At 60.7% G+C, this 24,687-nt stretch carries 23 protein-coding genes and 2 pseudogenes; 17 read left to right on the top strand and 8 right to left on the bottom strand.

Annotation, left to right across the window (positions count from 1 at the left end; all coding sequences use genetic code 11):
* Nucleotides 1-57 precede the first annotated feature (57 nt).
* On the top strand, nt 58-1,389 hold the full coding sequence (gene fucP / locus BFP95_RS17010; RefSeq protein WP_065910468.1) for an L-fucose:H+ symporter permease: 1,332 nt from the start codon (nt 58-60) through the stop codon (nt 1,387-1,389).
* Nucleotides 1,386-2,459 (top strand): aldose 1-epimerase family protein, encoded by a 1,074-nt coding sequence (locus BFP95_RS17005; RefSeq protein ID WP_065910467.1) that lies wholly within the window; start codon nt 1,386-1,388, stop codon nt 2,457-2,459. Before fucP ends, BFP95_RS17005 begins: the two co-directional genes overlap by 4 nt.
* Before the next feature lie 20 nt (nt 2,460-2,479).
* Here the strand turns inward: BFP95_RS17005 and deoR are convergent, their stop codons facing one another.
* Entirely contained in the window at nt 2,480-3,244 is a 765-nt protein-coding gene (deoR, locus tag BFP95_RS17000; protein WP_371905599.1) for a DNA-binding transcriptional repressor DeoR, read from the bottom strand.
* Between the two features lie 121 nt (nt 3,245-3,365).
* Here deoR and deoC point away from each other — a divergent pair, with 121 nt between their 5' ends.
* Nucleotides 3,366-4,049, top strand: coding sequence for a deoxyribose-phosphate aldolase (deoC, locus tag BFP95_RS16995; protein ID WP_065882104.1), 684 nt, complete (start codon nt 3,366-3,368; stop codon nt 4,047-4,049).
* A 77-nt stretch (nt 4,050-4,126) separates the two neighbouring features.
* On the opposite strand, the gene BFP95_RS16990 is transcribed toward deoC, so the two are convergent.
* Nucleotides 4,127-5,353: an MFS transporter gene (locus BFP95_RS16990; RefSeq protein WP_049709493.1), complete on the bottom strand. Its 1,227-nt coding sequence runs from the start codon at nt 5,351-5,353 to the stop codon at nt 4,127-4,129.
* A gap of 280 nt (nt 5,354-5,633) precedes the next feature.
* On the opposite strand from BFP95_RS16990, the gene BFP95_RS16985 reads away from it, so the two are divergent.
* A complete protein-coding gene (locus BFP95_RS16985; RefSeq protein WP_065910466.1) occupies nt 5,634-5,888 on the top strand; it encodes a hypothetical protein in 255 nt (84 codons plus the stop codon).
* A gap of 55 nt (nt 5,889-5,943) precedes the next feature.
* Here the strand turns inward: BFP95_RS16985 and BFP95_RS16980 are convergent, their stop codons facing one another.
* Nucleotides 5,944-6,882 carry a LysR family transcriptional regulator gene (locus BFP95_RS16980; protein WP_065874777.1) on the bottom strand — a complete coding sequence of 313 codons (939 nt, stop codon included), beginning with the start codon at nt 6,880-6,882 and terminating at the stop codon, nt 5,944-5,946.
* A 158-nt stretch (nt 6,883-7,040) separates the two neighbouring features.
* On the opposite strand from BFP95_RS16980, the gene BFP95_RS16975 reads away from it, so the two are divergent.
* The 5 genes and pseudogenes from BFP95_RS16975 to BFP95_RS30365 all read left to right on the top strand — a co-directional run bounded on the left by BFP95_RS16975 (nt 7,041) and on the right by BFP95_RS30365 (nt 12,540).
* On the top strand, nt 7,041-8,360 hold the full coding sequence (locus BFP95_RS16975) for an MFS transporter (RefSeq protein ID WP_065874778.1): 1,320 nt from the start codon (nt 7,041-7,043) through the stop codon (nt 8,358-8,360).
* 13 nt (nt 8,361-8,373) lie between these two features.
* Nucleotides 8,374-9,603: a Zn-dependent hydrolase gene (locus tag BFP95_RS16970; RefSeq protein WP_065910465.1), complete on the top strand. Its 1,230-nt coding sequence runs from the start codon at nt 8,374-8,376 to the stop codon at nt 9,601-9,603.
* Between the two features lie 79 nt (nt 9,604-9,682).
* Nucleotides 9,683-10,708, top strand: a complete 1,026-nt coding sequence (locus tag BFP95_RS16965; protein ID WP_065890370.1) for a histone deacetylase family protein — start codon at nt 9,683-9,685, stop codon at nt 10,706-10,708.
* A 206-nt stretch (nt 10,709-10,914) separates the two neighbouring features.
* Nucleotides 10,915-11,682, top strand: a pseudogene (locus BFP95_RS30370) (MCP four helix bundle domain-containing protein); the annotation flags it as partial.
* Nucleotides 11,677-12,540, top strand: a complete 864-nt coding sequence (locus BFP95_RS30365) for a methyl-accepting chemotaxis protein (RefSeq protein ID WP_371914461.1) — start codon at nt 11,677-11,679, stop codon at nt 12,538-12,540. The pseudogene BFP95_RS30370 and the gene BFP95_RS30365, both read left to right, overlap by 6 nt.
* 183 nt (nt 12,541-12,723) lie before the next feature.
* Here the strand turns inward: BFP95_RS30365 and BFP95_RS29050 are convergent.
* Together BFP95_RS29050 and BFP95_RS16950 are read right to left on the bottom strand one after the other, a co-directional pair.
* A pseudogene (locus BFP95_RS29050) lies at nt 12,724-12,924 on the bottom strand (ABC transporter substrate-binding protein); the annotation flags it as partial.
* Nucleotides 12,921-14,228 (bottom strand): MFS transporter, encoded by a 1,308-nt coding sequence (locus BFP95_RS16950; RefSeq protein WP_065874783.1) that lies wholly within the window; start codon nt 14,226-14,228, stop codon nt 12,921-12,923. The gene BFP95_RS16950 and the pseudogene BFP95_RS29050, both read right to left, overlap by 4 nt.
* 234 nt (nt 14,229-14,462) lie before the next feature.
* On the opposite strand from BFP95_RS16950, the gene BFP95_RS16945 reads away from it, so the two are divergent.
* The 6 genes from BFP95_RS16945 to BFP95_RS16920 all read left to right on the top strand — a co-directional run bounded on the left by BFP95_RS16945 (nt 14,463) and on the right by BFP95_RS16920 (nt 20,683).
* Nucleotides 14,463-15,185 (top strand): GntR family transcriptional regulator, encoded by a 723-nt coding sequence (locus BFP95_RS16945; RefSeq protein WP_065874784.1) that lies wholly within the window; start codon nt 14,463-14,465, stop codon nt 15,183-15,185.
* Complete coding sequence (locus BFP95_RS16940; protein WP_065874785.1) at nt 15,182-15,970, top strand: SDR family oxidoreductase; 789 nt, start codon at nt 15,182-15,184, stop codon at nt 15,968-15,970. The genes BFP95_RS16945 and BFP95_RS16940 overlap by 4 nt, the downstream gene beginning before the upstream one ends.
* 67 nt (nt 15,971-16,037) lie before the next feature.
* Nucleotides 16,038-16,970, top strand: a complete 933-nt coding sequence (locus BFP95_RS16935) for a 3-keto-5-aminohexanoate cleavage protein (RefSeq protein ID WP_065910462.1) — start codon at nt 16,038-16,040, stop codon at nt 16,968-16,970.
* A gap of 63 nt (nt 16,971-17,033) precedes the next feature.
* Nucleotides 17,034-17,912 (top strand): SMP-30/gluconolactonase/LRE family protein, encoded by an 879-nt coding sequence (locus tag BFP95_RS16930; RefSeq protein ID WP_065910461.1) that lies wholly within the window; start codon nt 17,034-17,036, stop codon nt 17,910-17,912.
* A 73-nt stretch (nt 17,913-17,985) separates the two neighbouring features.
* Nucleotides 17,986-19,308 carry an MFS transporter gene (locus BFP95_RS16925; RefSeq protein ID WP_065882120.1) on the top strand — a complete coding sequence of 441 codons (1,323 nt, stop codon included), beginning with the start codon at nt 17,986-17,988 and terminating at the stop codon, nt 19,306-19,308.
* A gap of 55 nt (nt 19,309-19,363) precedes the next feature.
* The gene (locus BFP95_RS16920) at nt 19,364-20,683 is read left to right on the top strand and encodes an MFS transporter (RefSeq protein ID WP_175405784.1); all 1,320 of its coding nucleotides are present in this window, start codon (nt 19,364-19,366) and stop codon (nt 20,681-20,683) included.
* Here the strand turns inward: BFP95_RS16920 and BFP95_RS16915 are convergent.
* Nucleotides 20,661-20,840, bottom strand: coding sequence for a hypothetical protein (locus tag BFP95_RS16915; RefSeq protein ID WP_049709480.1), 180 nt, complete (start codon nt 20,838-20,840; stop codon nt 20,661-20,663). The genes BFP95_RS16920 and BFP95_RS16915 overlap by 23 nt on opposite strands.
* A 129-nt stretch (nt 20,841-20,969) precedes the next feature.
* On the opposite strand from BFP95_RS16915, the gene BFP95_RS16910 reads away from it, so the two are divergent.
* Complete coding sequence (locus tag BFP95_RS16910; protein ID WP_065874789.1) at nt 20,970-21,893, top strand: LysR substrate-binding domain-containing protein; 924 nt, start codon at nt 20,970-20,972, stop codon at nt 21,891-21,893.
* A gap of 49 nt (nt 21,894-21,942) precedes the next feature.
* Nucleotides 21,943-22,305 carry a 5-carboxymethyl-2-hydroxymuconate Delta-isomerase gene (locus BFP95_RS16905; RefSeq protein WP_065874790.1) on the top strand — a complete coding sequence of 121 codons (363 nt, stop codon included), beginning with the start codon at nt 21,943-21,945 and terminating at the stop codon, nt 22,303-22,305.
* 31 nt (nt 22,306-22,336) lie between these two features.
* On the opposite strand, the gene BFP95_RS16900 is transcribed toward BFP95_RS16905, so the two are convergent.
* Together BFP95_RS16900 and BFP95_RS16895 are read right to left on the bottom strand one after the other, a co-directional pair.
* Nucleotides 22,337-23,272, bottom strand: a complete 936-nt coding sequence (locus BFP95_RS16900; protein WP_065874791.1) for a LysR family transcriptional regulator — start codon at nt 23,270-23,272, stop codon at nt 22,337-22,339.
* Between the two features lie 137 nt (nt 23,273-23,409).
* Nucleotides 23,410-24,597, bottom strand: a complete 1,188-nt coding sequence (locus BFP95_RS16895) for a cyanate transporter (RefSeq protein ID WP_065910460.1) — start codon at nt 24,595-24,597, stop codon at nt 23,410-23,412.
* Nucleotides 24,598-24,687: the final 90 nt, after the last annotated feature.

The raw sequence follows: 24,687 nt of genomic DNA, 5'->3' as shown, positions 1-24,687 counted from the left end.
ACCGATGTCGGCCATCCCTGTATGGCTGACGCGCCGTATACCCCACGGAGAATAACAATGACAAAAGTCCCGCTCCAACAAACTGCCGATGGTTTTTACCTGAATCGCACGCCCTGGTTCGCGTTTTTGCTGCTGTGCAGTATTTTCGCCCTGTGGGCGGCGGCGGCCAGCATGAATGACGTGCTGATCGCGCATTTCAAGAAGGCCTTTTTGCTCAGCGATTTCCAAACCGCGTTTGTGCAGTCGGCGTTTTACCTGGGCTACTTTTTCGTCGCGATTCCGGCGGCCTTGGTGGTCCGTCGCTTCGGCTATAAAAGCACGATACTCGTGGGTTTGATGCTCTACATGGCGGGCTGCGCGCTGTTCTTTCCTGCGGCATCCAGCGCCACCTACGGCATGTTCCTGATGGCGCTGTTTGTGATCGCGTGCGGGCTTTCGTTTCTCGAAACCGCCTGCAACACCTACTCGACCTTGATGGGCCCGCGGGAGACCGGCACCCGCCGCCTGAACATCTCGCAGACCTTCCACCCGTTCGGCGCCATGGCCGGCGTGTATGTCGGCAGCTTCGTGATGTTCAAGGACACCGACGCCACCCACGAACAACTGACCCAAATGAGCGCCTCTGAGGCGGCTATCCAACAGTTGGAAATGATCCAGTCGACCCTGCTGCCGTACAAATGGATGATCGCGGTGCTGGTGCTGATGTTTATCCTCATTGCCATCACCCGCTTCCCCGCGTGCCGGGGCAACGTCAAGGCTGAGGTGAAAAAGCCCAGCCTTGGCCAGAGCCTGGCGCGCCTGTCGCGTAATCCGCGCTTTACCTTCGGCGTGCTGGCGCAGTTTCTGTATGTGGGGGCCCAGGTCGGTGTTTGGAGCTTCACCATTCGCCTGGCGATGCAGATGGGCGGGATGAACGAGCGCAGCGCGTCATGGTTCCTGCTGACGACCTTTGCCGCTTATTTCGTCGGCAAGATGATCGCCAATCTGTTGATGCGCAAGCTGCACCCTGCCAAGGTCCTGGCCATCTACGGCGTGCTGACCATTGCCTTGCTCGCCTACACCATCCTGGTACCGAATATCAGCGCGGTGTACGCAGCGGTCGCGGTGAGCATTTTCCTCGGGCCGTGCTGGCCGACCATTTATGGCCTGACGATTGAAGGGCTGGGCGAAGACACCAGTGTCGGCGGTTCTCTGCTGGTGATGAGCATCGTCGGCGGCGGGGTGATTCCAGTGTTCCAAGGCCTGCTGTCAGATGCCACTCACGGCAATATGCAGCTGGCGTACAGCGTGCCCCTGCTGTGTTTTGTGGTGATTGTGGCCTACGCCTATTCCTGCATGCGTCACAGCCGCGCCGCGCAGCCTGGGGCTGGCGCTGTGGTGGCCTCATGAAAACCTTCACGCTGGCCTTGTCTCCCGAGCAGTTCAGCGGCGTCGAAAAGACCCTGCTGCAATCGGACGTTTTTCGCGTGCTGGCCTGGACCTACCCCAGTGGGGTCAAGGCGCTGGCGTTGGAAAATGCCCGCGGCCGCGTGGTGGCCTTGCCTTACCAGGGGCAGATGATCTGGTCCGCGACCTTCGACGGTTGCGAGCTGACGATGCGCAACATGTTTCGCCAGCCCAAGCCCAGTTCGACGGTGATCGGCACCTACGGCTGTTTTATGTTCCACGCCGGGCTGCTGCGCAACGGTTGCCCCGCCCCGGCCGACGACCACCCGCTGCACGGCGAAATGCCCTGCGCGCCGATGGACGCCGCCTGGCTGGAAGTGGGGGAAGACGCCGCTGGCCTGTACCTGCGCCTGGGTGGGGACTACGAGTATGTGCAGGGGTTTGGCGACCACTATCGCGCCACACCCACGTTGACCCTGCGTGTCGGCTCGGGGGTATTTGATATCGGCATGGCGGTCACCAATCTTGCGGGCAAGGCCATGGAACTGATGTATATGGCCCACATGAACTACGCCTACATTCCCGGCGCCAGCCTGGTCGAGCCCTTGGCCGGCGCCCGGGTCCGGGTTCGCAGCAGCGTGCCGGCCCACGTCAAGCCGACCCCCGAGTGGTCGGCCTACATGGCTGAATTGAGCCAGGATCCTTCGCGCTTGAGCAGCCTGGACAGCCCCGCGCTGCATGATCCGGAAATTGTCTGTTTCTTCGAAGAGGTGCCCGCCGATGCTGCAGGCCATGCGCATTTTCTACTGGACCATCCCGAAGGTTCGGCGTTTTACACCCGCTATCGGCCCGATCAGTTTTCCCATGCCACCCGCTGGATCCTGCATAACGCCGACCAAGGTGTCGCCGCATTCGTCTTGCCTTCTACCTGCGAACCCGAGGGCTACCTGGCGGAAAAAGCCAAAGGCAATGTGCGCTCGTTGGCCGGCGGGCAACGTGCACTTTTCAGCGTGAGCACCGGTTATTTGTCGGCCGAAGAGCGTTGCCGCCTACGGGATGAGTTGGGCGGCTGATGAGGCGTGGCGAGGGAGGTTCACACCACCCATTGCGCGCCGTATTGCGTGATCAGCTCACGGTAAGGTTTGGGCAGCTTCTTATCGGAGACCACCACGTTGAATTGTTCCAGGGTGGCGAAATGCGCGGTGCGCACGACGTCGAACTTGCTGTGGTCGGCCAGCAGCATGCGGTGCTGGGCCTGGCGCAAGACCTTCTGTTTGACCGCCACTTCATTGAAGTTGAAGCAGGTCACGCCGAAGGTTTCGCTGACGCCTGCGGCCGAGATGAATGCCCAGGTCAAGCGCACGTTGTCGAGGATGCTGCTCTCGTCGGCATGGTCGAACACTTGGTTCTTGCGATGGAAGGTGCCGCCACACAGGACGATCGTGCAGTTGGGTTTTTGCTGCAGTTTGAGCAACACGTTGAGCGAGTTGCAGACCGCGGTGAACTCCAGTTCATCGGGGATGAAATCAATCACAAAGGGCACCGTGGTACCGCAGTCGAAGAAGACCGTGTCGCCGCGCTTGATAACCGCGGCCGCGAGCTTGCCGATGCGGCGTTTCTCTTCCACATGCCGAGTGCCTTGCTCCGTGACTTTGTAGTCGGGCGCACCTTCTGGGTCGAATGCGAGCGTGATATGCCCGCCAAGTAGATGGAACTTGTCCGGGTAGCGGTTGAGATCCCGGCGCAGGGTCATTTCCGAGACTTCCAGCAACGCGGCCATCTCCCGCAGATGGATCGCCTTTTGGTCCTGCAGGGCTTGCTGGATCAGTTTGATGCGTTCTGATTGTTTGCTTTCCACAGGTATTCCGATCGGCCAGTTATGTTGTAATTACATCATTTATTGGTATTATATTAACATTTGTTGGGCGCGCTTTCTAATACGTTACGTCCATCGTGCTCCTTCATCAGGAACGGATTTCATGACCTCAATCACACCCGCAGCACTTGCACAATTTATCGATCACACCTTACTGGCGCCCGACGCGACGCGGGAGCAAATCGCAGAGTTATGCAAAGAAGCGCAGGAATATGGGTTCTATTCCGTGTGCGTGAACTCGGGCCAGGTGCCTTTTGCCGCTCAATTGCTTGCAGGGCAGAAGGTCAAAGTCTGCGCAGTGATCGGGTTCCCACTGGGTGCGGGGCTGAGCGAGAGTAAAGCCTTCGAAGCCCAACAGGCAATCGCCGTGGGCGCGGGAGAGATCGACATGGTGCTCAATATCGGCGCCCTGCGCGAAGGGCGGCTGGATACAGTGCGCGACGATATCGCCGCAGTGCATCAAGCCTGTGGCGCGGTGCCGCTGAAAGTGATTCTCGAAACCTGCCTGTTGGACGAGGCGCAAAAGATCCGGGCCTGCGAAATCTGCCGTGAACTGGGCGTGGCTTTCGTCAAGACTTCGACGGGCTTCAGCCGCAGTGGTGCCACCGCGGAAGACATCGCCCTGATGCGCCGCGTCGTCGGCCCGCAGATGGGGGTCAAGGCGTCGGGTGGGGTGCGCGACTATGCGACTGCAGTGGGCATGATCGAAGCTGGCGCCACCCGCCTGGGCACAAGCTCGGGGGTGAGCATTGTCAGTGGCAAGCTCGAGGATGCGGCGGGTTACTGAATTCGCGTTGTACCCGACCATTGAAAAAGCCTGCTGAACTCAAGGCTCAGCAGGCTTTTTAATGGGTACTGGTCTGGTCAGGCAGGTTGAGCCGCCAAGCTGTTACTCACATTACGCCCCAGCACCAACACGGTGACAAACCCACAGCCCACCAACGCCGTAGCCAGGCTCAACAATACCGAGCTGCCCATCTGATCGACGATCCGCCCGCCAAAGAACGAGCCCAACGCAATGATCACCTGGAACAAGGCGACGAACAGTGGCATGCCGCGTTCCACATCCTTGGGCGCGACCACAAACATCCAGATACTGGCGCAAGCCGGGAAGGCGCCAAAGGCGAAACCCCAGAGCGCAATGAGCATGGCTGCGCCGGTCAAACCGGTGGCGAAGTGGGGGAACAGAGCGGTGCTGGTGCCGATCATCAGCGCGACCAGCAGAAGGGTGTAGCGCACGCTGCGGTTGGCGGCGAAGCCGGCGAAAATGTTACCCGCTACCCCGGCCACGCCAAACATCAGCAGCAACGAGCCAATCGTCGGGCCATCGAAGCCGGAGCTGTTTTTGAAGAACGGTGCGACATAGGTATACGCGGCAAAGTGCGCCAGGCCGATCAGCAATACGGCGATCAGTCCGACCCGCGCCCGTGGGTTGATAAACAACGCCGGCAGGTCACTGACGTGAATGGCTTTTTCCGGGTTGAGCCGGGGCAGCAGGAAGACCTGCGCGAGGACTACCGGTATGCCCAACAGCGCGGTGACCAGGAAGGTCATGCGCCAGCCCATCAGGCCGCTGAGCCAGGTCCCTACGGGCACGCCCAGTACGGTGGCCAGGGTCACCCCCATCATGATGATCGATGTGGCCTTCGCTACGCCCACGCCCTTGGGGGCCAGGCGGCCGCTGAGGGCAATGGCCGTCGCCCAGAAACCACCGATGCTGATACCCAGCAAGACGCGGCCGAACAGCAGCAGGCTGAAGTCACTGGCGAAGGCCACGACTGAGTTGGCGATAATCATGACCAGCGTCAGGCCGATCAGCAGATAGCGCCGGTCCATGGTGCCAATGATCACCGACAGCAGGGGGGCGGCGAGGGCGGCCATGATGCCAGGCAGGGTGACCATCAGGCCTGCGTGGCCGGCGGTGATGCCGAGGTCGCTGGCGACGTCGTTGAGCACGCCCACGGGCAGAAACTCACTGGTGACCAAGGCAAACGCGCCCACGGCAACCGAGAGAATGGCCAACCACTGCTGTTTGACACTTTGTTGATTATGTTCGGGAAGGCCGCGAGGGGCCTGGCTGGCACTTGGCATGGTTGGGTTCCAGGATGAGCGTCGCCTGAAGCCAGGCGAGGGGGAGGGAATTTGGAGGCGATTATAGGAAACAGTGGTGAAAATCGGGCAGGCGCTCGTTTCGATAGTAATCATCAGTGCAATCGATGCGACGCTCTAGCACGCACTACATGTTCAATGCACCTTTCGTACAGGCTTTCAAAACGCTGCCTACGAGCAGCGCATTGCGGTACACCTGGCACCTTATTACTTTGTGGTAGCGCTCGACATTGGGCGCCTCCAACCGCAAAGGAACTGCATCATGAGCAAAAATACCAAAGAAACCTCCGGCAAGATCGCGACGTTGGCGGCGGAAACGCTCAACAGCCAAAGCGCCTCACCCATTGCCAAAAGCCTCGCCGCTTCAGCTTTAGCCCAGAAAGGCACCGACAAGCAGACGAGTGCAGAGATGGAGCAGAAAGCTGGAGAGGTGCTGGGCAGCGATAAATACAGCGAAGATACCAAGGCGCTTGCCGCCTCGGTTCTGTCTCAAGCCAATAAGGAGCGCGGAAGCTAAGTCACCTCCGCTGGATAGAAAAGGCCTTGTAGTCGAACCCACTACAAGGCCTGCGTCATCGCCCAAGCCGTTCTGACAGGCTCTCGATAAACACCGTTTCCGCCCGACTCATCTTCTGTTCCCGATTCCACAGCAAATGAATATCCACGTCCGCGATCCCCTCATCCGGCGGCAGCCGCCACAGCAGCCCGTTCTTCACATCCTCCGCCACCACATGAATCGGCAAACAGCCCAAGCCAAACCCGGCAATCACCAACCGACGCACTTCTTCAAGGCTTGAGGAGGACGCCACGATCCGCCCGCTAAACCCTTGTTGATCACGGAAAATCGTCAACGGCGACAGCATCCCGCCAATCTGGTCGCTGGTAAAACTCACGAAGTTCTCCGACTGCAAATCCCCCTCCGCCAAACCGGTGCGCCCGAAAAGCGGGTGGTGCCGGCCGCAGAAAAATGCATAGCGCTGGCGCAGGAACAGATGCTGCTCCAGGCGTGGCTGCGGCCGACGGTTGAGGCTCAAACCCAGGGTTGCAGTTTTTTCCAGAAGTGCGGCGACGATGTCCGAGCTGCGCATCACCTCGACCTCCAGGTCTACCCGAGGGTGTTCGCGGTGAAAGCCCGCGAGAAATTCATCGAAGGTGTCCGAGTTGATCCGGCTGATCATCAGCAAACGCACCTTGCCGATCACTTCATCGCCGGGTTTTTGCAGGGCGTTGCTCATCTGCGACACCTGGCCGTACATCTCGCCGGCAATGGCGAAGATCTGTTCACCGGCCTCGGTCAACACAAAACGTGGACCACGGCGAACGATGAGTTGGCAGTCGAGTTGTTCTTCCAGGCGCTTGAGGGCTTGGCTGATCGCCGGCTGGGTCAGGTGCAGGCGTGCGGCGGCGCGGCTGATGCTCAGCTCCTGGCCGATCACGCGAAAAGTGCGCAGCAGGTTCCAGTCCAGGCGGTCGTTGAGCAGGGGGTGAATGTCGCGGCGGGTTTCGGACATGGTGCGGCTCAATAATAAGCAGGATTTATAATTGGAATAATAAATAGAAAATTGACTAATCATAGCCTCGAGACGAAAACTCACGCTCAACAAGCGCCATCAGAGCGCATGTGTTCGACCTTTCTCCTGCCAAAAAAATAACCAAAGGAGCCAGCCCCATGAAGCCTTCCGCTTCGCCTCAGCCTCGCCGTGCTGCGGCCGCCGCTTTTATCGGCACCATGATCGAGTGGTACGACTTTTACATCTACGCCACTGCCGCCGCGCTGGTGTTCGGCCAATTGTTTTTCCCCTCCGAAGACAAACTGTTCAGCACCATGGCCGCCTTCGGCACCTTCGCCGTGGGCTTCTTTGCACGGCCATTGGGCGGCATTGTGTTTGGCCATATCGGCGACCGGATCGGGCGCAAGAAGTCCCTCGTCATCACGTTGGTGATGATGGGCGTGGTCACCGTATGTATCGGCCTGTTGCCTACTTACGCCCAGATCGGCGCCGCTGCACCGGTGATGCTGGTTCTGCTGCGCGTTGTGCAAGGTATTGCCGTCGGCGGTGAGTGGGGCGGGGCGGTGTTGATGGCGGGCGAGCATGCGCCGAAAGGTCGGCGTAACTTCTTTGCTTCCTTCGCGCAGTTGGGCAGCCCGGCGGGATTGATCCTGTCGTTGCTGGCGTTCAGCGCGGTCACCCGTTTGCCGGAAGAAGACTTGCTCAGTTGGGGCTGGCGCGTGCCGTTTCTCGCCAGCGCGTTGCTGCTGGTTGTCGGCCTGGCGATTCGCCTGGGCGTGAATGAGTCGCCTGAATTCCTCGAAGACAAAGCCTTGGCCGAAAAAGCGCGAGCCATCAAGAAAGACCAGGCGCCTGTCGTTGAAGTGCTGCGAACCGCCTGGCGCCCGCTGCTGCTGTGCATCGGCGCCAACACCCTGGGCATTGCCGGGGTGTATTTCACCAACACCTTCATGATTGCCTACAGCACTCAGCAACTGGGCCTGCCGCGCTCGCTGATTCTGGAGTGCCTGTTCTTCGTTGCCATCATTCAGTTCTGCGTCCAGCCCCTGGCCGCCTGGGTGGCGGAGAAGGTTGGCGCTACGCGCTTCCTGTGCGCGATGAGCGTATTGGCAATGGCTTCGCCCTACCCGATGTTCGTACTGGTGAGCAGCGGTCAGGCACCGTTGATCATCCTCGGCATCGCCCTGGCGGTGGTGTGCATGGCTTCGTTTTATGCGGTGATCGCAGGCTTTGTCAGCGGCCTGTTTGAAACCCGCGTGCGCTACACCGCGATCTCCCTGGCATACCAGGTGTGCGGTGCGCTGGCCGGTGGGCTCACCCCGTTGATTGGCACTTGGCTGGCCCATCAATACCAAGGCCAATGGTGGCCCATGGCTGTGTTTTATAGCCTGATCGCGGCGGTGTCGCTGGTGTGTGTACTGGCGTTGTCGCGCCGCCATGCCACCGCTCACCGTCATGAAATGGCTCATAGCGTTTGAGGGAGAATGTGTCATGTTGAAGATTAATGGCGAGCGTCTGTGGGCCAGCCTGATGGCCATGGCCGAGATCGGCGCCACAGCCCGCGGCGGCAGTTGCAGATTGGCCTTGAGTGCCGAAGACAAAGCCGGTCGTGAGTTGTTCAGCCACTGGTGCACAGCCGCCGGGTTGACCCTGAGCGTGGATGCCATCGGCAATCTGTTCGCCCGTCGTGCCGGTACGGATAAGGAGGCGGCACCGGTCATGATGGGAAGCCACCTCGACACCCAGCCGGAAGGCGGGCGCTTTGATGGCGTCTATGGTGTATTGGCGGGCCTGGAGGTGATCCGCAGCCTTGATGATCACGCTATCCAGACGCGCAAACCGTTGGAAATCGCCGTGTGGACCAACGAAGAGGGCGCCCGTTTTACGCCGGCCATGCTCGGCTCGGCGGTGTTCACCGGCACCCTGGCGCTGGATAAGGCGCTGGCCACCGCAGACGTTGATGGTATCAGCGTGGCCGAGGCCCTGCGTGCCACCGGCTACAGCGGTTCACGCCCATTGGGTGGCGCGGTGGATGCGTATTTCGAGGCGCATATCGAGCAGGGCCCGATCCTTGAAGACAACGCCAAGAGCATCGGCGTGGTCACCGGTGGCCAGGCGATTCGCTGGCTGGATGTGCGGGTCGAAGGCATGGCCGCCCATGCCGGCACTACACCGATGCCGCTGCGTAAAGATGCGTTGTACGGCGCTGCGCAAATGATCCAGGCGTTGGAGCAACTGGCGGCCGATTTCGCCCCGGAAGGCCTGACCACCGTGGGCGAATTGAGCCTCGCTAAATCGTCACGCAATACCATCCCTGGCCTGCTGAATTTCACCGTCGACCTGCGCCATCACCGCGACAGCGAGATAGACGCCATGGAGCAACAGGTGCGCCAACAGTTGCAGGCCATTGCCGCGCAACGCGGCCTGACCGTCATCGTGAGCCCCCACTGGATCAGCCCGGCCACGCCTTTCGATGCCGAGTGCGTCGCCTGCGTACAAACCTCGGTGGACGCCTTGGGCTACAGCCAGCAACGTATCGTCAGCGGCGCCGGACATGATGCCATCCACCTGGCACGCTATTGCCCGACCGCGATGATCTTCATCCCGTGTATCGGCGGCCTCAGCCATAACGAAGCCGAAGATGTGCTGCCCGACGACGTGCGCCAGGGCACCGACGTATTGCTCAACGCCGTGTTGAAACGCGCCGGCCAAGCCAACTGATCACTCATATTTCAAGGCTGACCGGATTCACCTGTGGGCGCCAGCTCCCACAGGGTCCGTGTTCACCCAGGAGCATCTGATGCGTACATTTTTCCATCCTGAACAACTTCTGCACTCACCGCGCAGCTACTACTCCCGCGGCCAGATGCGCACGCCGCAGGAAGTCCCCGAGCGTGCCCGCAACCTGTTGCAGGCTGCGCAAACCTTGGGTTTCGACATCCAGCAGCCGCAGGATTACGGCCTCGATCCATTGCTGGCCGTGCACGGTGCTCCTTACCTGGCGTTCCTTCAGGAAGCCCACCAACGCTGGAAGGAAGTCCCCGAAGACTGGGGCGACGAAGTCATGTCCAACATCTTCGTACGCGAGCCCAACGCCTTGCGCGGCATCCTTGCCCAGGCTGCGCGCTACCTGGCGGATGGCAGTTGCCCCATCGGTGAACTCACCTGGCGTTCGGCCTACTGGTCGGCCCAGAGCGCCGTTGCAGCGGCCAAGGCTATTCTCGATGGTGCGCCTGCTACCTACGCGTTATGCCGGCCACCGGGCCATCACGCGCGCTTCGATGCGGCGGGTGGTTTTTGCTACATCAACAATGCGGCAGTCGCTGCGCAAGCCCTGCGCCAAGGTTTCCAGCGTGTCGCCGTGCTCGACACCGACATGCATCACGGGCAGGGCATTCAGGAGATTTTCTACGAACGCGACGACGTGCTGTACGTCTCGATCCATGGCGATCCCACCAACTTCTACCCTGGCGTTGCTGGCTTCGCCGAAGAACGCGGCAGCGCACAGGGCGAAGGCTTCAACCTCAACCTGCCAATGCCTCACGGTGCCAGCGAGGCGGTGTTCTTCGAGAAACTGGAACGTGCGTTGGCAGCAGTGAAAGACTTCTCGGCAGATGTGCTGGTGCTGTCGCTGGGTTTTGATATCTACGAGCTGGACCCGCAGAGCAAAGTCGCGGTGACGCGCGAAGGGTTTGCGCGGTTGGGGGAGCGCATTCGAGGGCTGGGATTGCCGTGTGTCATTGTGCAGGAAGGCGGGTATCACTTGGAGACGCTGAACAGTAATGCGCGGGCATTTTTCAGCGAGCCAGAAGTGTGGGGGAAGTAATCAGGCAGGTGTTCACGGGCGTCTGACACCGAAAAAGCCTGCTGACCTCAAGGGTGGGCAGGCTTTTTAGTCACCCGTGCGTTCATCCTTTTCGAAAAGTGGCTGAAATATTCAGTAATACTTTCCTGACATCCCTAAAGTCCCGCCATTGCGAGCCGAAACTCTCTCATACGACATCGTATCCCTCAAAAGAGAGCTTCCCGAAAATGTCCCTTCGCAGCCTGTCCATCGCCCGCCGTGCGGGTCTGGGTTTTGTCCTGATTGCCTTGCTCGTGGCCCTGCTGGGTTTTTTTGCGCTGTCGAACATGGCAAGCATCCGTGCCAGTGCGGTGCAGGTTGAGAGCGGGCTGGTGCCCAAGATGCGGCTGGTGGCGGACATTCGCGAAATCATGCTGCGCATTCGTACGATCTCTTTGCGCATGGCGTTGGATCCGAATCCCGCAAGCCTTCCACAATACCGCAGCCAGATGGACACCCGCAGCCAGGACCTGGTCAAAAGGCTGGCTGACCTCGATGCGGTGATCGACACCCCAGAAGTACGCTCGCTTTATGACCAGTTCCAGGTTTCGCTGCGCCAGTACCAGCAAGGCCTGGCCCAATCTTTCGTCCTTGCCGACAAGCAGCAAGGCGCCGAACTCAACAAGCTGCTGCTGGTGGACATGAAAACGGTGATTGATGGCTCCGGTGCGCAGCTCAATGCCCTGGCCGACTACTACAACGCGCAGATCAACCAGCAGGGGCAGGTGGCCGAGGCGCAATACAGCCGTTCGCGCACGATGGTGTTCGGCTTCGTGCTCCTGGCGGCGTTGAGCACAGTGGCGCTGGCGTGGTTGCTGACGCGCAGTATTGTCGGCCCGCTGAGCCATGCGGTGCGCGCTGCAGAAAACGTGGCCCATGGCGACCTGACCCAAACGGTGGCTGTTACCGGTGACGACGAAGTGACCCGCCTGCTTGTAGCACTCAAGACCATGCAAGCCAACCTGCGCGGGACCTTACAACTGATCCGCCAGTCGGCGGGGCAGATGGCATCGTCCGCCACCGACCTGAATGGCATCACTGATCAAAGCAGCCGCAGCCTGCAAAAGCAGACCGCTGAAATAGAGCAAGCCGCCACCGCCGTCAACGAGATGACCTCGGCGGCGGATGAAGTAGCGCGCAATGCGGTTTCCACCTCAGAGTCCACCCGCCTCTCCAATGAAACGGCGCGCGAAGGCCAACACCGTGTCGGCGAAACCGTCAGCGCCATTCAGGCCCTGAGCACAAACATTGGTGAAACCTCGACGCTGGTGCAGACCCTCGCCGAACAATCGCGTGATATCGGCAAAGTGCTCGACGTGATCCGCTCCATTGCCGAACAGACCAACCTATTGGCCCTCAATGCCGCCATCGAGGCTGCGCGGGCCGGTGAGTCCGGACGTGGCTTTGCGGTCGTGGCGGACGAAGTGCGCGCACTGGCACACCGTACGCAGCAATCGACGCTGGAAATCGATCAGATGGTGACCGCGATGCGCACGGGGTCTGACCACGCGTTGACATCAATGCAGTCCAGTACCCAGCGCGCTACCGCTACCTTGACCTTGGCTGAAGGTGCGGGAGGCGCGTTGAGTCAGATCACCGACGCCATCGACCAGATTCACCAACGTAACCTAGTCATTGCCAGCGCCGCAGAAGAGCAGGCTCAGGTTGCCAAGGAAGTCGACCGCAACATCGTCAACATTCGCGACTTGTCTGCGCAGTCCTCATCCGGCGCCGGGCAGATCAATGGGGCGAGTCGCGAGCTGGCGCAGTTGGCGGTCTCGCTGAGCGAGGCGGTGGCGCGGTTCCAGCTATAGCGCTAGCAAGGTGATGACGGCAACGTGGTCCCGCCACCCATGGCGCCCATCGGTGCCCCTGCAACGTCGCGCCCACGCGCCCACGATGGTCGGGCTGGTATTGCCGCAGGTGATGCGTAATGTGGGCTTGGTAAAACGCCGCGGGCGGACATTGCCGCCAGCGGCGCTGGAGTTGGAGCGGTGAATGGCTTCCGGCGCTTTGCCCATCGATGGGCCAAGGAGGGTGTCGAGGGTGTCGCCGCTCTGCTCGGCGTATTGCGGGCCGAGCAATTTATAGGCGGCGGTGAAGCCGCCAGACGTCATCACCTTAAGCGCTTCGGCCTGGGCCGTCAGCGCCATTGTGCCGAGAGCCACCGCCGCCAAGGTGTTGAGCAGTGGCTTCATTGTGCAGCCTCTTGCATCACCTGCCCACGGGCGTTGGCATGGCGATACAGCGCCAGGGTCGAGCACAGCGCACACGCCGCAGCAAACATCATCCAGTAGGCGGGCGAGGCTTTATCACCAGTGATGTGAATGAACCACGTGGAGATCGCCGGGGTGAACCCACCAAAAATCGCCGTCGCCAGGCTATAGGCCAGGGAGAAACCCGCCACGCGCACTTCCACCGGCATGATTTCAGTGAGGGCCGGGATCATGGCGCCGTTGTACATGCCGTAGAGGAAGGAGAACCACAGCAGGGTTTCCAGCATGTGCGCGAAGCTGGGTGCGTTCACGACGTAGGACAATGCTGGATATGCCGTCAGAACGGTCAATACAGTCATGGCGATCAGCACCGGCTTGCGGCCGAAACGGTCGCTCAAGGTGCCGCCGATCGGCAGCCAGATAAAGTTCGACACCGCCACCAACAGGGTCACCAGCAGAGCGTCGGAGGTGCTCAGTTGCAGCACGGTCTTGCCGAACGTCGGCGCGTACACGGTGATCAGGTAGAACGCCGTCGTGGTCATGGCCACCATCAACATGCCACCGATCACCACGGTCCAGTTCTTCACCAGGGTCGCCAGTACTTCGCGCATGGTTGGACGGTGCTTGCGATTGGCGAACTCTTCAGTTTCCTGCAGGTTGCGACGCAGGATGAAGATGAACGGGATGATCACGCAGCCGATGGCGAACGGAATACGCCAGCCCCAATCGGCGACCACAGCGGGTTCCATCCACACGTTCAGGCCATAACCCAATGCGGCGGCGACCACGATGGAGATCTGTTGGCTGCCCGACTGCCAGCTGGTGTAGAACCCCTTGCGTCCTGGCGTTGCCATTTCGGACAGGTACACCGACACGCCGCCCAGTTCCGCACCGGCCGAGAAGCCTTGCAGCAAACGGCCCAGCAATACCAGCAAAGGTGCCCACAGGCCAATGGTGTGATAACCGGGCACCAACACGATCAGCAGCGTGCCGCTGGCCATGATCGACAGGGTCACGATCAGTCCTTTGCGGCGACCGACGTCATCGATGTAGGCGCCCAGGATGATTGCGCCCAACGGACGCATCAGGAAGCCTGCGCCGAATACGGCGAAGGTCATCATCAATGACGCAAACTCATTAGCGGCAGGGAAGAACGCGGCAGCAATGTAAGTGGCGTAGAAACCGAACAGAAAGAAGTCGAACTGTTCGAGGAAGTTACCCGAAGTAACGCGGAAAACCGCGCCAATTTTAGATTGGGCAGATTCGGGCCGGTTAGGGCTAGTCATGGTTTTGTGTCTCCAGCGTTCTTTTTAAAGTGCTTGATTCGCCTATGACCGAGAATAGTGGCTGACACATTTAGAAATGAAAAGTGACAAATTTGGATGGATTGATGTTTGTTGGCTATCAATCCGCAGCGCAGTCCAAATGTCGCGGCGCACCTATCAACGGGAAACTATTTGACATATTTGATTTGTGATCACATATTGAGGCCATAAGAACGACAACACAGGTTTTGCCTCATGACAGATGGTCCGCTCCTCCTGCCCACCCTGCGCCAGGTATCCCGCGATACCTTGCAAGACCAGGTCTATCGCCAGATCCGCGAAGCGCTGATGAGTGGCCGTTTCCAGCCTGGCCAGAAACTCACCATTCGCGGCCTCGCCGAAGCCCTCGGTTCCAGCCCGATGCCGGTGCGCGAAGCCCTGCAACGCCTCAGCGCCGAAAACGCCTTTGAAGTCACCGAAACCTCCCGTTTGCGCGTCCGCCTGATGACGGTGGAACGTCTGCGTGAAATTCGTGATGCACGGGTCGCCCTTGAAGGTTTACTGGCAGAAAAGGCCGTGCTGCTCCTGCAAAAAGCCGACCTCGACGAAATCACCGACCTCTGCCAACAGATGCAGCACGCCGCCGACGAAGTCGATGTGTCCCGCTACCTGTGGACCAACTTCGCTTTTCACCGGCGTATCTATGCCGTGGCCCAGGCCGAGTTGACCATGGCCGCCGTGGAAAACTTCTGGCTGCACATGGGCCCGTGCTTTGCGTTGGTTGCCCCGGATAAAGCTCACCTGCAACGCTCGATGGAGGCGCACACGCGCATCGTTGAAGCTCTGGCTGCCCGGGATGGCGCCGGCGCGCGCGCGGCGGTGACCGATGACATCATGCAGGCCGCCGATTCCCTGGCGCGCCTGCTCGTCAAGAACGACCGTTCGCGGTCGTCTGTTTCAGGAGGTAAACGTGCATGAGTGTCCTACAACGGCTGCAGCCCTATCCTGGGTTACGTGTGTTGATTTCCGGCGGGGCTGCCGGCATTGGTGAAGTGCTGGCGGCGGCTTATCTCGAAGCCGGTGCCCAGGTGCATGTGTGTGATGTGAGCGAGCCCGCCCTGGCAGCGTTTCGCGACAAATACCCTGGCACGGTCGCCACCCGTGCCGACGTCAGCGATGCCGCGCAGATCGAGGCGGTGTTCAAGGTGCAGCACGAGCATTTCGGCGGCCTCGATGTGCTGGTCAACAACGCCGGGATCGCCGGGCCTACTGGCGGGATCGATGCGATCAGCGACGCCGAGTGGCAAGCCACCATCAACATCAACCTCACCGCGCAATACCGTTTTGCCCACCACGCGGTACCGATGCTCAAGGAATCGTCCCACGGCCATCTGCTGCATATCGCCTCGGTGGCAGGGCGCTTGGGCTACGCGTGGCGCACGCCGTATGCGGCGACTAAATGGGCCATCGTCGGCTTGATGAAATCCCTGGCCTCGGAGTTGGGCGAGAGTGACATCCGCGTCAACGCCTTGCTGCCCGGCATCGTCGAAGGCCCGCGCATGGACGGCGTGATCCGCGCCCGTGCCGAGCAGGTCGGCGTGCCCGAAGCCGAGATGCGTCAGGAATACCTCAACAAGATTTCCCTCAAGCGCATGGTCACCGCCGAAGACGTGGCCGCCATGGCGTTGTTTCTCTGTTCGCCCGCCGCGCGCAACGTGACCGGCCAGGCGATCAGCGTCGACGGTAACGTCGAATACCTGTAAGTCACGGAAGAACACCTCGCGCTGTACCCAGGATTTTTTTCATAAGAATAAAAGTCGGAGAATCGTCATGTCCAAAAAACGTCCTGTCATCATTACCTGCGCCGTCACCGGCGCGATTCATACGCCGTCGATGTCACCGCATTTGCCGATTACTGCGCAGGAAATTGCCGATGCCGCCATCGGCGCCGCTGAAGCCGGTGCTGCGATTGTTCATCTGCATGCCCGTGATCCCAGCGACGGCCGCCCGAGCCAGGACCCCGCACTGTTCGCCGAATTCCTGCCGCACATCAAGGCCGCCAGCGACGTGGTGATCAACATCACCACCGGTGGCGCTCCAACCATGGGCGTAGAAGAACGCCTACAGCCGGTGATGCAGTTCAAGCCGGAACTGGCCTCGCTGAACATGGGCTCGATGAACTTCGGGCTGTACGAAATGCTCAACCGCTTTACCGAGTTCAAGCACGATTGGGAACGGCCCTACCTGGAAGAAAGTGACGACCGGATATTCCGCAATACCTTCCGCGACATCACCCACATCCTCAATTCGTGCGCCGAGAACCGCACGCGGTTTGAGATCGAGTGCTACGACATCGGTCACCTCTACACCGCTGCACACTTCCTGGAGCGCGGCCTGCTCAAGCCGCCGCTGTTTATCCAGTCGGTGTTCGGTCTGCGCGGTGGCATCGGTGGGCACCCGGAAGATTTGGCGCACATGCGGCGCACCGCCGACCGGCTGTTTGGTGACGACTACGTGTGGTCAATCCTCGGCGCCGGGCGTGGGCAAATTCCGTTGGCGACCATGGGCTTGTCCATGGGCAGCAATGCGCGGGTCGGCCTGGAAGATTCGCTGTGGGATGGCCCGGGAAAACTGGCGGCGTCGAATGCCGACCAGGTACGGCGCATTCGTACGGTGATCGAAGCCCTGGGGCATCGCGTCGCCACGCCGGACGAAGCGCGGGAAATCCTCGGGCTCAAAGGGCGTGACCAGGTCAACTTCTAAACACACAGGGCCGCGGCAAAGCGCGGCCTGTATCCCGCACAACAACAATAAGGGGATCACACCATGCGTATCGAAGTGCTTGTCGACGTCAAGACCACCCTGGGCGAAGGCCCGGTGTGGGACGTCGAGCAACAACGCTTGTATTGGATCGACAGCGCCGACGGCCGCATCCTGCGCTGCACCGATGACGGCCGCGAACTACGCGCCTGGGAGGTGGGCCAGAAGATTGGCTCCATGGCCCTGCGCCACAACGGTGAGAGTGCAATCGTCGCCCTGCAAAACGGCGTGCACACCCTCGACCTCAACAGCGGCGAGCTCAACCTGGTCATCGACCCGGAGCCGCAGCTGCCCAACAACCGCCTCAACGACGGCAAGGTCGACCGCCAGGGCAGCTTCATCTTCGGTTCGATGGACACGCTGGAAGACAGCGCCAGCGCCAAACTCTACCGCCTGGACGCCGACCTGAGCCTGCACACCCTGGACGAAGGCATCATCGTGTCCAACGGCCCGTGCTGGAGCCCGTCGGGTGAAACCTTCTACTTCTGTGATACGTGGTCCGGCGAGATCTGGGCCTACGACTCTGACCTCGCGACGGGCAACGTGAGCAACCGCCGCACCTTCGCAAAGGTCGACACCTCCGGCGGTGGCGCCGCTGACGGCTGCACCGTGGACGCCGAAGGGTGCCTGTGGCAAGCCCTGGTCTACGCCGGAAAACTGGTGCGCTACACCCCCGATGGCCAGGTCGACCGCATCATCCAGATGCCAGTGAAGAAGGTCACCAGCCTGACCTTCGGCGGGCCGAATCTCGACACCCTGTTTGTGACCTCCATGGCCAAGCCGCCGCTGCCGCGTTTCCCGGCAGACGGCCAGCAGCGCGGCGCGCTGTTCGCCATTACTGGGTTGGGCGTGCAAGGAATAGCCGAGCGACGGTTCGCCAGCTAGCGCGTTTTTTCAATAAGGCATATTCCTTCGCAACCTTGTGTCAGTGCGCGCCTTCGCGCGCCTGGAGAGGCCCATGGCAACTATAAAAAAAGCGTCGCTGCGCAGCATTCACCGGCACTCCTGGGTGTCGCTGCTGGTCTGTTGGATGATCTGGATCCTCAACGCTTACGACCGTGAGATCGTGTTGCGCCTGGGGCCGACCATCTCCAAGCATTTCGACTTGTCCGCCGACCAGTGGGGCACCGTGGCCACGGTGGTCATGCTCGCGCTGGCACTGTTGGATATCCCCGGCTCCATGTGGAGCGACCGTTATGGCGGCGGCTGGAAACGTGCGCGCTTCCAAGTGCCGTTGGTGCTGGGCTACACCGCGATTTCATTCCTGTCCGGCTTCAAGGCCTTGAGCGGCAACCTCGCGACGTTTATTGCCCTGCGCGTCGGGGTCAACCTCGGCGCTGGCTGGGGCGAGCCGGTCGGGGTGAGCAACACCGCCGAATGGTGGCCGGTGGAGCGTCGCGGGTTTGCCCTGGGCGCGCACCATACGGGCTACCCGATTGGCGCCATGCTCAGCGGCATTGTCGCGAGTTTTGTCATCACCGTGTTTGGTGAGGAGAACTGGCGCTACGTGTTCTTCTTTGCCTTCGTGGTGGCGCTGCCGCTGATGATCTTCTGGGCGCGTTATTCGACGGCAGAGCGCATCACCGCGCTGTACGTCGACATCGCCGCCAAAGGCATGACCCCGCCGGACAACGCCCCCGCCAGCCAAGTCAAAGGCGAGGCCTGGCGTACGTTTATCGCCACCTTGCGCAACCGCAATATCGCCCTGACCGCCGGTAATACGATGCTCACGCAAGTGGTGTACATGGGCGTGAACATTGTGCTGCCGGCCTACCTTTACAACATCGCCGGGCTGTCGCTGGCGGAGTCGGCGGGGATGAGCGTGGTGTTCACCCTCACCGGGATTCTCGGGCAATTGGTGTGGCCGTCGCTGTCGGACATCATCGGCCGGCGCACCACTCTGATCATCTGCGGGCTGTGGATGGCGGCAAGTGTCGGCGCGTTCTACTTCGCCAATACGCTGACCTTGATCATCGTGGTGCAACTGCTGTTCGGCCTGGTAGCGAATGCGGTGTGGCCGATCTACTACGCCGTGGCCTGCGACTCTGCCGAGCCGTCGGCGACCTCCACCGCCAACGGCATCATCACCACCGCGATGTTTATCGGTGGCGGCCTGGCGCCGGTGCTGATGGGCAGCCTGATTGCCATGGGCGGCGGCTGGACCACGCTGCATGGCTACACCGTGTGCTTCTTCGTAATGGCCGGCTGCGCCCTCGGCGGTGCGCTGCTGCAGCTGTTTTCCCATCGCCCGCCGGCGTTGGCTGTGCAACTCGACTCCTAGAACAACACCGATGCGCCCCCCAGCCCGGCTGGCGGGGCGCCAAGAGGAATTGCCGATGACTATCGCCACCCCCGCCCGCGAGCCGCAGGCGTTGAACAAACTGATGTTCGTCAAGCTGATGCCCTTGCTGATCATCGCCTACATTTTGAGCTTCCTGGACCGCACCAACATTGCCTTGGCCAAGCATCACCTGGATGTCGACTTGGGCATCTCTGCCGCTGCATACGGATTGGGCGCGGGGCTGTTTTTCCTGACCTATGCGCTGTCGGAAATCCCCAGCAACTTGATCATGCACAAGGTCGGCGCGCGGTTCTGGATTGCCCGGATCATGGTGACCTGGGGCCTGATCTCGGCGGCCATGGCCTTTGTACAGGGCGAGACCTCGTTCTACGTGCTGCGCCTGTTGCTGGGAATTGCCGAAGCCGGTCTGTTTCCCGGTGTCATGCTCTACCTCACCTACTGGTTCAACCGTGAACAACGGGCGCGGGCCACCGGTTACTTCCTGCTCGGCGTGTGTTTTGCCAACATCATCGGCGGCCCGGTGGGCGCGGCGTTGATGCGCATGGACGGTCTGCTCGGCTGGCACGGCTGGCAGTGGATGTTCCTGCTCGAAGGTTTGCCGGCGGTGGCGTTTGCCTGGGTGGTCTGGCGCAAACTGCCGGATCGTCCGAGCAAGGCGCCGTGGCTGTCGGCCGAGGAAGCGCGCGGGATCGAACAGCGCATCGCCCTGGAAACCGAAGAAGGCGCGGGCGAGGGCGGTCACTCGTTGAAAAACTGGCTGACCCCGCAAATCCTGCTGGCGATCTTTGTGTACTTTTGCCATCAGATCACCATCTATACGGTGATCTTTTTCCTGCCGAGCATCATCAGCAAATACGGCGAACTGAGCACCATGAGCGTCGGCCTGTTGACCTCATTGCCCTGGATCGCGGCGGCGCTCGGCGCGGTATTGATTCCGCGTTTTGCCACCACGCCGGGGCGTTGCCGTCGCTTGTTGGTCACGGGGTTGCTGACCATGGCGTTGGGCCTGGGTATTGCTTCGATATCGGGGCCGGTGTTCAGTTTGCTGGGCTTTTGCCTGTCGGCGGTGATGTTCTTTGTGGTGCAGTCGATCATCTTTTTGTACCCAGCCTCGCGCCTCAAGGGTGTGGCGCTGGCGGGCGGGCTGGGTTTCGTCAACGCCTGTGGGCTGTTGGGCGGGTTTGTCGGGCCGTCGGTGATGGGGGCGATCGAGATGAGCACCGGCAATGCGATGAACGGCTTGAAAGTGATTGCGGTCGTGTTGGTGATCGCGGCATTGGCAGCCTTGCGTTTACGTCAGGGCCAGGAGCAGGCGCCCGCGCCACAGGCAATCATGAAACCAGCAACGAAATAGGAAAGCCCGACGCCAGCACCACATACGCCACCATCGCCGCCAGGCACAGACCGACAAACACTCGCAACAGTGTGCGGGCGGTGGGGTTGGCAATCAGCTGGATGACCCAGATACAAAACCCGGCCAATACAATGGCCGAGGCGAGAATGACCAGCACGGTAGTGTTCCTGCGAGCTTGGAGAGCTGTTTTATAGCCGCAAAGCGGCTGGATGAACAGTGTGCACATAGACGCAGGCCCCCGCGCTTTCTAAACTGCGGCTTGTCTTGGGGAAAGGGGCAGGCGCCGATGAATCGCAATGAATTACGCAAGGCTGACATCAACCTGATGGTGGTGTTCGAAGCGCTGATGCTCGAGCGCAATGTCACGCGGGTGGCGGAGAAGCTGTTTCTCGGCCAGCCGACCATCAGTTCGGCCCTCAACCGCTTGCGCACCTTGTTCAATGACCCGCTGTTCATTCGTGTCGGCCATCGCATGGAGCCCACCGCGCGCGCCGAGGAAATCATCCAGCACCTGTCGCCGGCCCTGGACTCATTGTCATCGGCCCTGAGCCTGACCCACGATTTCGACCCGTCCATCAGCACCATGACTTTTCGCATCGGCCTGTCCGACGATGTCGAGTTCGGCCTACTGCCACCGTTGCTGCGCGCCTTGCGCCAGGAAGCGCCGCAAGTGGTGTTTGTGGTGCAGCATGTGGACTACTGGCGCATTCCGGACCTGCTGGCCTCCGGTGATATCACCGTCGGCATCACCCAGACCCGTGGCTTGCCGGCGAATGCCAAGCGCAAGCTGCTGCGCCATATCCGCCCGCGTTTGCTGCGCGCCGATGCCTCCGACACACCGCTGACCCTCGATGAATATTGCTCACGGCCCCACGTGTTGGTGTCCCACACCGCCAACGTGTCGGGGTTTGCCGATGAGTGGCTGGCGGAAATCGGCCGCAAACGCCACGTGGTGTTGTCGGTGCCGCAATACAGCGCGCTGCCGGCGTTGCTCGCCGGCACCGACCTGATCGCCAGCCTGCCGGACTACACCGCCGAGGCCATGGCGGTGTCGGGCCACCTGTTCTGTGAGCCGTTCCCATTCGAGACGCCGACCCTGGATTTGTCCATGGTCTGGCTCAGTCATGTGGACACTGACCCGGCTGAGCGCTGGGTGCGTTCACGGCTTGAGGCCTTCATGAGTGATCGAGGGTTGGCGACCCAGGCCTGACTCGCGTGGTATACCTGCGAAACTTCCTACAAAAAATTTGGAGCTCTTCATGCCACACCTGCACCTGGAATACACCGCCAACTTGACAGGCCTGGCCGTCGAGAAAGTCCTGTTGCGGCTCAACAACGTGCTGATGGTGTCCGGCCAGTTCGGTTCCGAGTTCGATATCAAGAGCCGTGCGCTCAAGGTCGAGAGTTTCCAGGTCGGCACCTCTCTCGACCCCCGTGGGTTTGTCGCGTTGAAGCTTTCGCTGCTCAGCGGGCGGTCACCACAGGTCAAGAAGCAGTTGTCGGAAAGCTTGCTGGCGGCGTTGCAGGACGCGGGCGACTGGCCGGCGGATATACAGGTTCAACTGAGTGTCCTGTTGGTGGACATGGACCGCGATTCCTACAGCAAAGCCGTCATCGGCTGACACCGCAACGATGCCATCGGCGTAGGGGCGATCACAGCAATCCCTGGTCCGCGCAGACTTTTACAACCTGCTCACGAAACCAGGTATTGGCACTGTCCTGTCCACTGGTTTCATTCCACTGCATCTCCAGCGTGAACCCCGGCAAACCGTTGGGCGCCTCGCAATGGCCGAACACCGTCACAGGCGCTAGCAGCTTTTGCACGCGGCGCGGCAGGGTGACGATAAAGTCGGTGCCGGTGATCATCTTCAGCGCCGCGCTGTAGCTGTTGGCGCGGGCGATCACTTGGCGCTTGTGCGCCTGGCGCGCCAGCCAGCCGTCGATCATGTTGGTGTCGGAGGTCCAGGGCGTGGGGAACACGTGGCGCCGCTCAACGAACGATTGCAGGCTGAAGGCCGGCTCGCGCGGTGCCGAGCGTTTGTCGAACACGCACACAAGGTCGTCTTCGAGCAGCATCTGGGTGCGGAAGTCTTTATGGGCGCGGTGGAAGTTGGGGCCGAAACAGATCACCAGATCGAGACGGCCATCGCGTAGGTCGTCGGCGGGGATGTCGGTTTCCAGCTTTTGCACATTGACGATCACCGGCAGGTCGGCGCGGTCAAAGTGCTTCAACAGGCGCGGCAGGATCAACTGTTCGAAATATTCCGGCGCGCACACGTTGAAGGTCACGGCCTGCTGCGTCGGGTCGAAGGCCTGGCCACCGGCGTGGCACAGGTTGATGCTCTCGAGGATTTTCTGCACATGGCCGTACATGGTGGTGGCCTTGTACGTCGGCCGCATGCCCGCCCGTGTGTTGATAAACAGCTCGTCTTCGAAACTGGTGCGCAGCTTCTTCAGGCTGTAGCTCACGGTGGACTGGCTGACAAACAGCGTTTCGGACACCTCGGTAACGCTGCTCTGGTCATAGACGGCGATAAACACCATCAAGTCCTGCATATCGAGCTTTCTGAGCAAGTTACTGTTTAGCATCGGTTTCGTCCGTAAACCCGTTGTACCGAACTCAGTACAAGACAGCGCAAAAGCTTAACGGAACGGACGTGCCAATAGAAAGCGCTGTAGGGCGTTTCTATGTTTGGCGTGAGACAAATACTGTTTGCAACACGACCTCAGCGGATATGCCGCGCGTAATGCTTTGGGTTGAAGCGCGTGACGATCAGCAGCATCACTACAATGACCGCCGTCAACGACCACCAGGCCCATTCGAAGCTGCCCAGTTGATCGCGGATCATCCCCGCGATCAGCGGCGACAGCCCGGCAATCAAGTAGCCGATACCTTGCACAAACGCGGTGAGGCCACCGGCGCGGCGGGGGTTGTCCAGGTGGTCGAGGGATAGGATCAAGCTCATCGGGAACAGACCGCCAATGCCCAGGCCGAGCAGGCAGGGCCACAGCAGGCTCAGGTATTGCGGGCTGAGAATCAAACCGCAGAAACCGAGGATGATCAGCACAAGCAGCACCGCAACCACACCGCGTTTATCCCGGCGACGGTTGGCGATGGCGGGGGTGATCAAGCCGGACACCACTTCCATTGCCGTCAAAAAGCCCAGCAGCAAACCAGCGTTCTGTTCGCTCCAGCCTTGCTCCACGTAGTACGGCGCGAGCCAGGCGAGTACGCAGGTGTAGGCCGCAGTACCAAGGCCGAAAAAGACGGCCAGCAACCAGGCCCGGCCGTTACCGAAAAATGATTCCTGCGGGCCGGTGGACGCTTGCGGCAACGGCGGCAGCACCGAGCGCTGTGCAAACCAGAATGCCAGCGCCAGTACTGCGAGCACTGCCCAGATTGCCAGGCCGATGCGCCAACTGCCGGTCTGCACTTGCACGAACGGCGCAAACGATGCCGCCAGCGCGGCACCCCCCATGATCGCGGTGACGTACAGGCCCATGAACAGCGAGACGTTATCGCTGAATCGCGACTTGATCAGCGCTGGCATCAACGCTTGGATCATCGCAATGCCCACTCCGGCTGCGATGGCGCTGATGATCAACTCCAGCGCCGAATCCAGGAACAACCGCGACAGCGTGGCCACGCCAATCACCAGCAGCGACAGCACAATGCTGCGGTGCTCGCCAAAACGCTTGGCCATGGCCATGCCAAAGAACATCGCCAAACCCATGGCCATCACCGGCAACATGGTCAGCAACGCCGCGCTGCTGAAACTCAACGGCACGTCGCCGCGAATCGATGACAACAATGGGCCCACGGCGGCCATTGATGGCCGCAGGTTAAGGGCGACCAGCACGACACTGATCATCAGCCAGAGGGCGGTGGTGGGTTTTGTTTGAACGGTTTCCATGGGAGGGCCTTGAGTGAGCAAGGGCGAATCAGGCCATGGGTGGGAGAAGGGCGGCAAATGAGAAAGTCGCAGGGGCTATCTAAAAATTGC

The organism is Pseudomonas sp. 58 R 12, from assembly GCF_900005865.1.
Taxonomy (GTDB): domain Bacteria; phylum Pseudomonadota; class Gammaproteobacteria; order Pseudomonadales; family Pseudomonadaceae; genus Aquipseudomonas; species Aquipseudomonas tritici.
This window is presented reverse-complemented; position numbering and strand designations above follow the sequence as displayed.